The following is an 11,402-nucleotide window of genomic DNA, read 5'->3' as shown; positions in this document are numbered from 1 at the left end:
TGCGTGCAGTGCGCGGTGTGACAGGTGTGCTGCTGGTCCCCTTCCGGATGCGGTCCGCCCTCGGCCGTATCCGGGTGGACCGGCGCCCCCTGGTGCCGGTCCGCTCCCGCCACTCTAGGGGCGGGGGAGGCAAGAGCATTGCTCCCAGCGGGAGCAATGCTCTTGCGATAACTTGCTCGCGCCGAGGTCGAGTTGGACTCCGGCTCGCCTGGCGTGTGGGTGGCGGTCGTTTTCGGGTTCGTCATCGGATACGGGTCCTGGTCGTGCGGGTGAGGTGCTGGATGCCGGCGGCGAGGTCGATCATCGCGGCTGGTCCGTCGACGAGGAGGACCGGCGCGTCGGGCGTGTGCTGGACGAGCCACTGGCCGTTCGGGGCCTGGACGGCGGAGTGCAGGAGGCGGTGGCGGACCAGGACGTCCGCCCAGGCGCTGGCCTCGGCGTCGCTCGCCGCGATCGTGCGCGGTTGTCGGGGGTGCATGGCAGGGCCCTTTCGTTACGGGCGGTGGCCCGGCGACGTGCCGGGCCACCGCGGCCAACCAGTCCAGGAGCAGGCGGATGACCTGCGTCTTTGCGGGCTCAGCCGCATTGCAGGCAGCGATCGACATGCCGGCTTAGGGCTCGGGCCATGCTCCGCTTCACCGTGAACGCGTTCTTCGCGCTCGTCTTCGCCGGCGCGGTCCCCGGGTTCCGCTCGGCGTAACTGCGCAGGAAGCGGATGTCCTGCTCGTAACCGGCCTTGATCCGGGCGAAGCGCTCACAGGTCTTCATCGGGCACTGCTCCTCGTCATGGTGGTGCTGCCGGTCTCGCTGCGCAGGCGCTGCAGGACGGGCGTGAGGCGGTCGTTGCGGATGGCGATTTGCTGGGCGCGCATGATCTGCCGCAGCTGGACGCGGGTGACCTCGCTGTTGCCGTCCCGCTTCAGTACGGCGGGGACGTGGGGACGCAGGCGCTGGACGATCTCGTCCTCCGTCATCTGCCGCGATCGCTTGCCCGCGCTGCTCCGGGACCGGTCGCCGGTCCCCTTCGCAGAGCGGTCCCCAGTCCCCTTCGTCTTCGCCGTGTTGCCGGGGACCGCGCCGGCTTGGTCCTCGCCCTGGCTTACGGGGGTCGGGCGGGGACCGTCCCCGGTCCGCTCGTTCCCCGGGACCAAGCTGCTCCCGTCCCCGTTTCCCGAGGTGACCGGGCGGGGATCGGGGGAGTCGGTCCCGGGGACCGGTTCAACCCGGTCCCCCGTGGGCTCGCATCCGGGGACCGTGGCCGTCTCGGTCCGATCGCCGGTGTCACCACCGGTCTTCGGCCCCGCAGCTGCGCTGTCTTCTCCGCCTGTCGGCCCTGCGCCGGCCCCGCCTGCACCGTCCGAGCGCCGCTGCGTGTTGGGGGCCGATGCGTTCAGGTCTGCGGTCGTTCCGGGGACCGTGGTGCCGTCCCCATCGGATTCGGGGGCGGTGTCGCTGCTCGGTCCCCGGTCCCCGTCGGCAGGGTGGTGCCGGGTTACCGTCCGGTCCCCGTCGGCGGGGTGGTGCCGTGGTGCCGTCCCGTCCCCGGGGATCTCGGGGACCGCCGGGCGGTCCCGGCCCTCTGTGGGGACCGGGACGGTGGTCCCCGAACGCGATCCCGCGTGCTCTCCGGCGGGACGGTCCCCAGCAGGGGACCGGTCGCTGTGGGGACCAGCGACCGGGTCGGGGACCAGACGGAGCCGGCGGGTCCGACGGTCCTCGTCGACGACCTGTTCGGGGACGGGGACCGACTGATCCCGGTCCCGGCCAGTTGCCGCTTCCGCCAGCGGAGCGGGCTGGGGGTGGTGGCGGGTTATGAGGATGTACAGGTGGACGGCGCCGGCGAGGGCGAGCGGGGCGAGGGTGGACAAGATGGCCACCACGGTGTCGCCGAGCCGCAGGCCCTCGTGGTCGGTCTGCTGGTTGAGCCGGACCGCATGCAGGGCGTTGGCCCAGATGCTCGCCGCGGTCGCGGTGCCGAACAGCGTCCACACGTATAGCCGGGCGCGCAGCGGTGCGGCTGACAGCACCAGCAGGGCGCGGACACCGTAAGCGATGAAGCCGTCGATCACCAGCGGGAAGAGGTAGGTCAGGAACCCGCGGACGTGGATGGCGACGGCCATCTGCTGCAGGGCGTCGTAGCTCAGGGCGCAGCCGGCGGCGCCGAGGGCGACGATGGCCAGGCGGTCCCAGGCGCCGACGGGAGCGACGGTGAAGTGCGCGGTGGTGCGGTTCGTCATGCGGCCTTTCCGAGCGCGGCGATCAGGGCGTGGGTGTGCACCTGGCGGGTGACGGGCGAGGAGGTCGGCTCGTCCTCGTCGTGCGGGGTGCGCTCGTCGTCGGTGGTGTCGGTCTCTTCGTCGTCGTACAGGTCCCAGTACCGGTCGCGGTCTGCCACGGCGTGGGCGGCGTTGCGCATCAGGTCGCGGGCCCAGTCGAGGTCGAGCTGGAGGGTGTAGGCCAGGCGTTCGGGGCTCCAGCCGCGGACGTAGGCGTGGCGGGTGACGGCTTCGCGCTCGGCGTCGCTGAGGTGGACGTCGCGACCTTGGAAGGCAGCGCGGACTCGGGCGTAGTCCAGCCTTTTGTTGATCTTGGCGTGCCAGGGCCGGCGCTCGGCCTCGGTCAGACCGCCCCAGATCCCGTCCTTGATCGTGTTGTCGAGGGCGTGGTTGAAGCAGTCGCGCTTGACCGGGCACCTGCTGCAAATCGACTTGGCCTCGGCGATGGCCTGGTGGTCCCGCGGCTTGGGGAAGAACAGCTCGTCGGCGTCCTCGGGCGTCATGCCGTGGCACAGGCCGTGCACGTGCCAGCTGTGGTCGGCGATGCCGCGCAGCGGCGTGGGCGGGGCGTCGTCGGTGGTGATGTAGCGCAAGGTGGTCTCCGGGTACGCCTCACGGCCGCCGGGCGGTTGCGGTGGCGCGCGACGGGAGCGGTGAGGCGGGACAGGGGCGTGGGCGACGCGTCGTGGTCGCTGCGTCGGCAGGATCGGGCAGGCCGGGTCAGGGGCGCTGGAAGCGGCGGTCCGGGCCGGTGAATTCGATGGGGACGCACATGCCGGACAAGCGGCTCAGGACGCGGTCGCCGATCTTGTCGCGCAGCACGGGCTGACGGGGGTCCATCGCCGATGTGCGGACCGGCGGCAGGTTGCTGGTGATGATCGTCGGCAGGTGGTTCTGCGCCCGCCAGTTCAGCAGCCGGAAGTTGATCTCCTCGGTCCACTCCGAGCCCTTGGCGGCGCCGAGGTCGTCCAGGAGCAGCAGCGGCACGCGGACGATCCGGCGCAGCAGGTACTCCGGGTCCACGCCTGCGCGGGGCCGCATCTCGGCGTACAGGTCGGCAGCCGTGGTCGCGTGCCACCGCACGCCACACCCTGCGGCGGTCAGAGCCCGGATGGCGCCGTACGCCTCGTGGGTCTTGCCGACACCGGTGTTGCCCCACAGCAGCAGCGAGGGCCCGTGGGCCAGTTGCCGCCGGCCGGTGCTGCCGAAGTGCGGGTGCAGGGCGGAGGCGTGAGGCGCGACCGCGCTCTCGGCGATGGAGCCCACCCACCGGATGACGTCCGGGTGGGCGGGCATCGCCTCGCGGTAGTCGATGGGGATGCGGGCCTGCGCCGCTTCCAGCGCGGGGATCGGCTCGGGGGTATCCGGCACCTGCGCGGTCGCGAGGTCGATGCCACGTTCGGCGAGCTTCGCCTCGAGCCGGGCGCGGAGGCGATCGGGGACGGCCAGCTGCGGGTCGGCGAGTCGGGAGCGGGTCACAGGCGGCCTCCGAACGTGGTCGGCTCGGGCTGGGTCGGGTTGAGGTACGGGGTGTAGGCCGAGCGGTTACTGGCCCAGGGCCCCGCGCCGGAGGCGGACCGCACCGGCGAGTCGGCCTGTTGCGGCGCGGCGTTGACGACCTCGTTCACCAGGCTCGGCAGGAGGCTGGCGTGCAGGCCCTTGGTCCGCAGGCGGTCCATGGCCGCGCGGATGTCGTCCGGCGCGAACCGCTCGTCCAGCAGGACGTTGATCTTGCGGCCCAGCAGGCCGAGGAAGTCCTCCGGCGGTCGGCGGGTGCAGCCCCGGACGTATTCGGCCACCAGTTCCTTGGCGGAGACCGAAGCGGGGGAGGTGGCGGGCTCGGGCGCCTCGCGCCCCGTAAGGACAGATCCAGGATCCATGATCCTAGATCCAGACCCGGACTCCTCCGGTAGTCCTCCGGGAGTGTTCCGGGAGTGTTCCGGGAAGCCCGTTTGACCTGCGGGTTTTCCCGGTCCGTCGGGCGTGGCTTCGAATCGGTCGCCCGCTGGCGTGTGCGTCTCGGCGGACGTGTCCACCGCCGTCGGCGCCGGCGTCTGCACCTGCCGGACCGGCTGGTGGAGCCCTCCGGGAGTGGTTCGGGTGGACTCCCGGAGGACTCCCGAAGCGGTCGCCGAAGCGGACTGCTGGGCGAGGGGCTGGCTGGATCCCCGGCAGTCCGCCGTCTGGCACCTGCCGCACTTGTGGCTGCTCTGGTGGCGCGGGCAGCTCGGCACTCGGGAGGCGGTGGCCTTGCTGATCTTCTGGTGCTGGTCCCAGGTCACGATGTGGAGCCAGGCTCGTCCGTCACAGCCGGTGTACCGGCAGATCAGGCCGGCGGTGGCCAGCTCTTCGAGGTCCCGGGCGACATGCGTGGCCGTGTGCTCCGGGCGCAGCGCCCAGAGCCGACCAGCGATGACCGCCGCGTTGTCCCGGAACCGTCCCGCGTCGTCCGCCTGGGTCAGCAGGCCGAAGAAGGTCCGTTCCGCGGTGACACTGACCGAGGCCAGGTCCTCGGACTCGAATGCCTCGGGCTTGATCGTGCGAATCCGCGCCATTAGGCATTCCCCCCGTGCTGACGGCCGTCCCCGTCGTGGGGCATCGGAAACCGGGCGTTAAGGGGGGACCGGACCCAGGCTGCCGTGCAGGCCGGAATGTCCGGCCTTTCGTGCAGGGCAGTCGGCATGCAACACTCTCCTCTGAAGTACACCCGCGCCGGTGTGCCCCGTGGAAAGGGCCGGTGCGGTACTGGTGGGTAATCTCCGGCCCTGGCAGGGGCAAGAGTTCCATCTGACGGTCGGCGCCTGGGAGTTGCAGTCTCCTAGGCGCCGACGTCGTTTACGGGCCTATTCGGCCCGAGTGGTTCGCGCGCTCGCACATCACTCCTCGCGGTTGCTTCGTCCCGGGCGGGCGCCCGGGGGACGACGAACATATGCGGAGGCCGCGACAAGATCCAGACTTAGCTAAAGAACTCTCCACAAGTCGCGGAGAGGGTGCGCGATCCCTGGCCGCGGAGCCACCAAGCGTTGGCCGCCACCAGGTGGGCGCAAGGAGTCCGGCCGAGCGTCTCGGCGGTGATCATCAGGTGCCAACCGCGCCGTAGCCGTCGGCGGCCTGCGGGCCGGTCAGGCCCGGGTCCGCGCGGTACGCGATGACGTCCGGCACCGCGGACCGGTAGCCGCCGATGTGCGAGGCGCTCGTGTGTCCGGCGGAGTCCGGGATCAGGAAGCCCGGGCCCCACTGATCAGCCGCCGACGCGCTCGGCGCCAGCAGCGCACCCGCGCCCAGCGCCACCGCCGATACAGCCACCAGCGAACGCCGAAACCGGCGGCTGGCCTGGGAATTGGTGGCAGGTGATGCCACACTCATAGACGTCTCCAATTGGGGATGGTGCCGGACCCGGTCAACGGGTTTCTCAGGCCACGAGCTGGCCGGGTCCGACGGTCCGCTCCTCGGAATGGAGGGGCGGAGGGCTTCAAGAAATGAGGAACTGGCAAACTAAGACACCCGTCCGGGGCGCCGAGCAGCTCTGATAGGCAAAGTTACGTTACGCGCCTGTGCCGATCAACCGGCGGGGTTAAACTTTCCTCATTGTCCGTTTTTGCAGGTCACGCAGCAGCAGGAGTCGGGATGCCCACACGCCAGTTCGACGGCGCGCGTGTCCGCGCCGAGCGGCGGGCGGCCGACCTCCGGCAGGACGATGTCGCCAAGTCCATGGGCGTCGGCCGCGGGGCAATTGCCAAGTGGGAGACCGGCGCGACCGTCCCCGATGCACACAAGCTGCCCATGCTCGCCAAGGCGCTGGGAAAGCCGCTGGACGAGCTGTTCCCGCGGGACGGTGCGCCAGACCTCGCCGACCTTCGGTGCGATGCCGGTTATGCCCAGAACGAGACAGGCCGGATCATCGGGGCGCAAAGCCACATCCCCGTGTACAAGGCCGAACGCGGCATCGCTCGCCTGGACGACTCCTATGTCAAGCCGCTGGCGGGCGCCTACGGGGTGACCGTCGACGAGCTGCTGGCCGCGCAGGATCGCTCATTCGGCGTCCCCGCCGCAGCGCAATCCGATGAGCGTGTTCGAGCCCCCCGCACGGTCGCGGAGAAGATCAACTATCTCCTGGGGAATGCCTACTTCGGCCAGGATCCCCCGACCGATGCGGAGATCGCGCAGGCCATCAACGAAGAGGCAGGCACGACCGTCGCCACGGCGGACGACGTTCGCGCGCTGCGCACTGGCACCGTAACCTTCGCTTCCCCGGTGATATGCGCCGGCCTGGCCCGTGCGTTTCAGATCGAGCCTGCCTTCTTCGAGGACGACGCGGAGGTGAATCCCGCGGTGAGGGAGGTGCTGGAGAACATGCGCTTCCTGTGGTCGCTCCACGAAGGGCAGATCCTCGGCCTGGCAGCCCGCGGCAGCAGCGCTGGCCTTTCGGCTGGAATGATCGCCAAGATGAACGAACTCGTTGCCGAACTTCAGGAGAAGCTCCCCGACGCGCAGGGTGGCGCCTGACGCCAGCCCCCATTGCGGGCCCCGCTGCTCACAGAGTCCCTTCACGGCAGCAGTGCCTCGCCGCGACCGCCCCCAGGCCGTGCCGGCTGCGGTCAGCACGAAGTCCGGCCGCCAGGGCATGGCCGCCCATACATCGCGGGTGTCCTAGAGACCTCCCCGGCCAGGAGTACCCCGAGCAGGTCTTCAAGCTGGGAGATCGTCTGCTTGGGATCCTTCGCGTGGACCGTCGCGAAGCCGAGATCGGCTGCTGGGGGAAGGTAGCTTTCGGTGTCGTCAACGAAGACGCACTGCTCGGCGGGCAGCCCCAGAAGCTTCAGCGCGACCTGGAAGATCTCCGGATCGGGCTTGCGTATCCGGTGGTGCTCAGAGATCACCACCGCGTCATAGAGAGTGTCGAGGTCGTAGCCCTCGTAGAGGTTCCAGGGGGCGAGTCCGACGGAGTTGGACAGGACGCCCACCTTGATCCCCGCTCGTCGCGCGGCGGCAGCCGCGTTGATCATCAGGGGCTCGGGGCGCAGATCGGCGAAGATCCTGCCCATCAGGTTGTCCGGGGCGACCCCGAGCCGGGGCGCCGCGGCCTCGTTCCACTGGTTTTGGGTGATCGCACCGCGCTCCAGCTCGTGGGTACCCCGGGTCCCTTCCTCGTCCAGGTACAGCGCGGTGATGCACGCGCCCTCGGCCAGCCCCTCGCGCCGCTCGAAATTCAGCACGGCGGGCAGCAGCGGTGTGGTGAGCACCCCGCCGAAGTCGAGAACGAGACCGGTGCGGTGGGACATGCGCGAACTCCAGTGATAAGGACTCGTGTTGCCGATCACGCGCTTGGCCGCCCGGCGGGGACCAGGGCCGGAGGGTTTTCGCCGGTGCCGGTGGCGTCGCTGTCGGCGAGCGCAGGCTACGCGGACATGGAGAGTCAGGAACCGAACAGCGCCACCACGATGATCACCATGACGGCCTGCTGCTGCATGCCCTTGGACCAGGCGGTCTGCGGCCCCGGGCCGTGCTCCGCCAGCAGCCGGGTCTTCTCCCTCTGTTCGCCGCGGCGCCCGAGGAATCCGAGCGGAAAGCCCACGATGAGCTGTAGAGCGGCAGCGCCACCTCGGGGCCGAAGCCCAGCCGGTGAGCCCGGTCAGGCTACCGAGTGAACATCGGCGATCGGGGAGCCGGGCGCGTGCATGACATGGGCCGATCCCCGAGATCGCCTTTGTGCCGTTCTCCAGGCCCCGGGCGCTGCGCCCAGGTGAGGCACGCCGACGCGGCGATTGGGGCGCTGGACATCTCGGCGCCTGCGCGGGGTCGGATCAGCGGCCGATGATGGACCGGATGATGTGCGCGCTGGGCCGCGGGGCGCGGTTCCGGTCGAAGAGGCCGAACGGCACGTCGTATCCGTTGAGCCACTCGTAGTTGTCCACGCCGGTCCAGAAGTGGACGCCGGTGACGTCCATGCCGCCGGCGATGGCGTTGCGGACCTGGTCGAGGGCGGCTTGCAGGTACGCGGCCCGCACGGTGTCGTCGTCGCCGCCGTAGCCGATCTCGGCGACGAGGAACCGCTTGCCCGGCAGCTCGGTGTTCAGCCTGGTGAGGACCTCGCCGAGGCCCGGTGCCCACGCCGCGTAGCCCTGCGGCCCCACTGGTTCTCCCGCCGGGTAGGGCAGGAGGTCGCCCGAGGGGCTGACCGCCGCGGTGAAGTAGTAGCTGAAGCCGTACCTGTCGAACGCGTTTTCGTATCGCGGTGTCCGGGCCAGGTTCAGCCACGCTCCCCACACGACGGAATCGATGAGGGCGGTGGCAGCTGCTGCGTCGTCGCTGCTGTCGGCCGGGTGCAGCGGTACCAGGGCCTCGTTGGTGGAGGTGGGCTTGCCGCCCTGGCGCAGCCGCAGCGCGGCTTCGAAGTCGGCCTGGTGGACGGCTTGCAGGGCGGTGAGGAATTCTTCCTGCGAGGTGTGACCGGGAGGGAAGGCGCCGGTCAGGTACGCCTTTTGGACATAGGCGGTGGGGTCGTTGACCGGCATCCAGCCGCCGGCGAGGTCGCCGAAGGTCTCGGCGATGAAGTCGACGTGCCGCAGCCAGGTGGTGCCGGCCGTCGGGGAGAGGAATCCGCCTTCGTCCGCGAACCAGGTCGGCAGGGCGGTGTGCAGGAGGCAGACCCACATGGTCAGGCCCGCTTCGCGGCCGGCGAGGAGGATCTGCCGGTAGTGCTCGATCGCCTGGGGATCGTGCCGGCCTGGCTGCGGCTCGAGCCGCGCCCAGTCCAGGGACAACCGGTACTCGTTGAGACCCCAGTCGGCCAGCAGCGCGAAGTCCGAGGCGTAGAGCTTGTCGAAGTCGTTGCCGTTGCCGCTGCGGGGTGCCTTTCCGGCCTGCTCCCAGCCCCACCAGTTATCTGCCGGGGTCGCCCCCTGGCTCTGGGTGGCGGAGCTGGCGGTTCCCCAGGAGAAACCGGAGGGAAAACCGGGGGAGGCGGGGGCGGACGTGGTCATGAACGTGCTCTCCTGGTCGGTGCTGGCGGGTTTGGCGCCCGACGGCGGAACGACGCGTCGCGCCGGTACAGGCGTCACGGCTGGGCTCTCGAAGACACCGAAGAGCCGCGGGTTAGGTGTGTGCTGTGCGGGGATGGTCCTCGTATCACTGTGTCACGTTGTGGTGCAGCTGGCTGGCTGCACGGCCGCCGGCCGCCGACCGACTTCGCGGCAGCGAGCCGAGGGCGCGACGCTGTCGACGGAGGCGGGACTCCCCACGATGAGGCGTCGGCCATCCCGGTATCCCGGGGCGATCCTGGGCCCGCCGGGTCGGCTCATACCCCCAGTACCTCCTCCGCTCGGGCGAGCAACTGCTGGGCTTGGGAGGTGGTGATCTCGCAGTAGGCCCTGTGCACCCGCACCAGCCAGGCCGCTTCACTGTCGGTGTCGACGAACGGCTTGGTCTGCAGCGGTTCGGAAGGCTGAGGGCCCGGCTGCCGGTCGGCGACGGCCAGCAACGCGGCCTTGATCCAGTACGCCTCTGCCGCCGGCTGGTGGTCGCGGTGTGACGCGGCAGCTTCCTCGGCGGCGAACAGCAGTCCAGCCGGGGCGAAGTAGCGCAGTTTGTCGGAGGCGTCTGCGATGTCCTGGGTCCACCGGTCCAGGCGCACGTCGGAGGTCGTGTGTGCGCGGGTGACCTCGCGAAGACGCGATCCTGGCGGGTACAAGCTGGTGCCGGGGAAGGCGTCCATCAGGTCGCGCCATAGCGGGTACAGCCTGTACAAGGTGCGCCACGTCCTCCAGCGGACAGCGGCCGATTTGGTGGTGGGGATGCTCGCGCCCACCGCGACGATCACGAACAAGGCGTTCATCCATATAGCCGAGGCTTCGACGACGTCCTGCTCGACGGCCGGGTCCAACGGAGCGGAGACCGCCACCCAGATCAAGGTCAAACGGGCCGTTACGTAGATCAAGCCCATCCACATCGAGATGGCCATCAGCACCAATCCGATGCGCATGCTGGTGGTCTCGGCCCGCCGGGCCGCGCTCGTCCATTGCCAGCCGCAGACCGCAGTGGTGATGAGCGGGAAGAAGTAGAAGACGCTCATGTAGACCGCGGCGCCCCCCTGGCCGGCGTGGTCGGTGACGAAGTCGGCGCTCGGCGTCTTGCGGTCCACCACGGTGAAGAACAAGACGGTCAGCACCACCACACCTACCGCGCCGGCCTTGTACGCCACACGGGCGATCCAGCGGGAGACGCCGGCCATGCGTGCCGAGGTCTTGCCGTAGCTGGTGGCGACGTAAGTCAAGGCCGCCAGGATGGCAGCAGTGCTGGCGAAGTGTTTGAGCAGCGCCTCAAGGTCGACGACCGGGAGGCGGTCCAGGGCGTGGTGCACCGCGGGTGCGCTGAACCACAAGGCCAGGGCGAATCCTGCGTAGCCGCCCCACAGGGCCCGGCGGTGAGCATCGCCGTACCGAACAGCCGGCACGCGCCACACGGCGACAACGGTCATCACCGCTGGGGTGAGGTACTCGAAGAAAGCAAGCACGTGATGGTGCTCCTCAGGAAGTTGCGTGCTTGCCGCGACGCAGCGGGGCAACGGGGTGGGACAGCGAGGACTCGAGGAGGCTGACCATGTCTTCGCCGGCGACCGGCTGCCGGCGAGCGGACCGTTTGATCAGCGAAGCCGACAGCTCCGCCTGCTGTTCCTCGGGGGTGTCGTAGCTGAGCCGCCCCTGGACCAGGGCGGCGGGGAAACGCCGCAGCAGCCCCTCCCGGATGTGCTCGGGCACGTACCGCTCGATCTCGGCTTGCGTCAGCGTGGTTCCGTGGTCCAACCACTCGTGGGCGAGCTCGTGAAGGATGACGTGTTCGGTCTGATTGCGGCTCGCCCGCCGCCGGACGAGCACAAACGTGACCTCGGGCACCTTGACCCGAAGACCACACGCCGTGCCCAGTCGCGCATCGCGGTCGTCCAGCGGCACGAGCCGAATCTGGCGGCCCAATGCGCGCTCCATGTTGTGCACCAGCGCCTCGACGCTGAAGGGAACAGGCAGGGGAAGGTCGGCGAGCAGCCGCTCGCATTCCCTCACAAGAGCGCGGCGTGAGGGTTCGCTGCGCCACCACATGGTCGCTCCTATGGTGCTCGTGGCCGCCTGCGGC

13 protein-coding genes are annotated in these 11,402 nt (G+C 69.9%); 1 reads left to right on the top strand and 12 read right to left on the bottom strand.

Features of this window, described 5'->3' with window-relative positions; translation table 11 throughout:
* Positions 1–241: 241 nt before the first annotated feature.
* The 7 genes from ACWD4B_RS01240 to ACWD4B_RS01210 form a co-directional block, all read right to left on the bottom strand.
* Positions 242–478 (bottom strand): hypothetical protein, encoded by a 237-nt coding sequence (locus ACWD4B_RS01240; RefSeq protein WP_451418784.1) that lies wholly within the window; start codon positions 476–478, stop codon positions 242–244.
* A 98-nt stretch (positions 479–576) separates the two neighbouring features.
* Positions 577–768 carry a hypothetical protein gene (locus ACWD4B_RS01235; RefSeq protein WP_451418783.1) on the bottom strand — a complete coding sequence of 64 codons (192 nt, stop codon included), beginning with the start codon at positions 766–768 and terminating at the stop codon, positions 577–579.
* A complete protein-coding gene (locus ACWD4B_RS01230; RefSeq protein ID WP_451418782.1) occupies positions 765–2,237 on the bottom strand; it encodes a DUF2637 domain-containing protein in 1,473 nt (490 codons plus the stop codon). Before ACWD4B_RS01230 ends, ACWD4B_RS01235 begins: the two co-directional genes overlap by 4 nt.
* Positions 2,234–2,869, bottom strand: a complete 636-nt coding sequence (locus tag ACWD4B_RS01225) for a WhiB family transcriptional regulator (RefSeq protein ID WP_451418781.1) — start codon at positions 2,867–2,869, stop codon at positions 2,234–2,236. The genes ACWD4B_RS01230 and ACWD4B_RS01225 overlap by 4 nt, the downstream gene beginning before the upstream one ends.
* Before the next feature lie 127 nt (positions 2,870–2,996).
* On the bottom strand, positions 2,997–3,755 hold the full coding sequence (locus tag ACWD4B_RS01220; RefSeq protein WP_451418780.1) for an ATP-binding protein: 759 nt from the start codon (positions 3,753–3,755) through the stop codon (positions 2,997–2,999).
* Positions 3,752–4,831, bottom strand: coding sequence for a hypothetical protein (locus tag ACWD4B_RS01215; RefSeq protein ID WP_451418779.1), 1,080 nt, complete (start codon positions 4,829–4,831; stop codon positions 3,752–3,754). The genes ACWD4B_RS01220 and ACWD4B_RS01215 overlap by 4 nt, the downstream gene beginning before the upstream one ends.
* Before the next feature lie 523 nt (positions 4,832–5,354).
* A complete protein-coding gene (locus tag ACWD4B_RS01210; RefSeq protein ID WP_451418778.1) occupies positions 5,355–5,582 on the bottom strand; it encodes a hypothetical protein in 228 nt (75 codons plus the stop codon).
* A gap of 321 nt (positions 5,583–5,903) precedes the next feature.
* Between ACWD4B_RS01210 and ACWD4B_RS01205 the strand changes: the two genes are divergently transcribed.
* On the top strand, positions 5,904–6,782 hold the full coding sequence (locus tag ACWD4B_RS01205) for a helix-turn-helix domain-containing protein (protein WP_451418777.1): 879 nt from the start codon (positions 5,904–5,906) through the stop codon (positions 6,780–6,782).
* 92 nt (positions 6,783–6,874) lie between these two features.
* On the opposite strand, the gene ACWD4B_RS01200 is transcribed toward ACWD4B_RS01205, so the two are convergent.
* The 5 genes from ACWD4B_RS01200 to ACWD4B_RS01180 all read right to left on the bottom strand — a co-directional run bounded on the left by ACWD4B_RS01200 (position 6,875) and on the right by ACWD4B_RS01180 (position 11,368).
* A complete protein-coding gene (locus ACWD4B_RS01200; RefSeq protein ID WP_451418776.1) occupies positions 6,875–7,558 on the bottom strand; it encodes an HAD-IA family hydrolase in 684 nt (227 codons plus the stop codon).
* Between the two features lie 134 nt (positions 7,559–7,692).
* Positions 7,693–7,851 (bottom strand): hypothetical protein, encoded by a 159-nt coding sequence (locus ACWD4B_RS01195; RefSeq protein ID WP_451418775.1) that lies wholly within the window; start codon positions 7,849–7,851, stop codon positions 7,693–7,695.
* Positions 7,852–8,080: 229 nt separating this feature from the next.
* Positions 8,081–9,259 carry a family 1 glycosylhydrolase gene (locus tag ACWD4B_RS01190; protein ID WP_451418774.1) on the bottom strand — a complete coding sequence of 393 codons (1,179 nt, stop codon included), beginning with the start codon at positions 9,257–9,259 and terminating at the stop codon, positions 8,081–8,083.
* Positions 9,260–9,573: 314 nt separating this feature from the next.
* Positions 9,574–10,788, bottom strand: coding sequence for an MAB_1171c family putative transporter (locus ACWD4B_RS01185; protein WP_451418773.1), 1,215 nt, complete (start codon positions 10,786–10,788; stop codon positions 9,574–9,576).
* 13 nt (positions 10,789–10,801) lie between these two features.
* Complete coding sequence (locus tag ACWD4B_RS01180) at positions 10,802–11,368, bottom strand: hypothetical protein (RefSeq protein ID WP_451418772.1); 567 nt, start codon at positions 11,366–11,368, stop codon at positions 10,802–10,804.
* Between the last annotated feature and the right edge of the window lie 34 nt (positions 11,369–11,402).

The organism is Streptomyces sp. NPDC002536 (assembly GCF_053594995.1).
The sequence above is the reverse complement of the archived record's forward strand: the minus strand, read 5'-3'. Positions and strand labels throughout refer to the sequence as shown.

Bases quoted from the DNA above. Each gene is read 5' to 3' on its own strand.
- ACWD4B_RS01240 (WP_451418784.1), bottom strand. From the start codon at position 478: ATGCACCCCCGACAACCGCGCACGATCGCGGCGAGCGACGCCGAGGCC.
- ACWD4B_RS01235 (WP_451418783.1), bottom strand. From the start codon at position 768: ATGAAGACCTGTGAGCGCTTCGCCCGGATCAAGGCCGGTTACGAGCAG.
- ACWD4B_RS01230 (WP_451418782.1), bottom strand. From the start codon at position 2,237: ATGACGAACCGCACCACCGCGCACTTCACCGTCGCTCCCGTCGGCGCC.
- ACWD4B_RS01215 (WP_451418779.1), bottom strand. From the start codon at position 4,831: ATGGCGCGGATTCGCACGATCAAGCCCGAGGCATTCGAGTCCGAGGAC.
- ACWD4B_RS01205 (WP_451418777.1), top strand. From the start codon at position 5,904: ATGCCCACACGCCAGTTCGACGGCGCGCGTGTCCGCGCCGAGCGGCGG.
- ACWD4B_RS01200 (WP_451418776.1), bottom strand. From the start codon at position 7,558: ATGTCCCACCGCACCGGTCTCGTTCTCGACTTCGGCGGGGTGCTCACC.
- ACWD4B_RS01190 (WP_451418774.1), bottom strand. From the start codon at position 9,259: ATGACCACGTCCGCCCCCGCCTCCCCCGGTTTTCCCTCCGGTTTCTCC.
- ACWD4B_RS01180 (WP_451418772.1), bottom strand. From the start codon at position 11,368: ATGTGGTGGCGCAGCGAACCCTCACGCCGCGCTCTTGTGAGGGAATGC.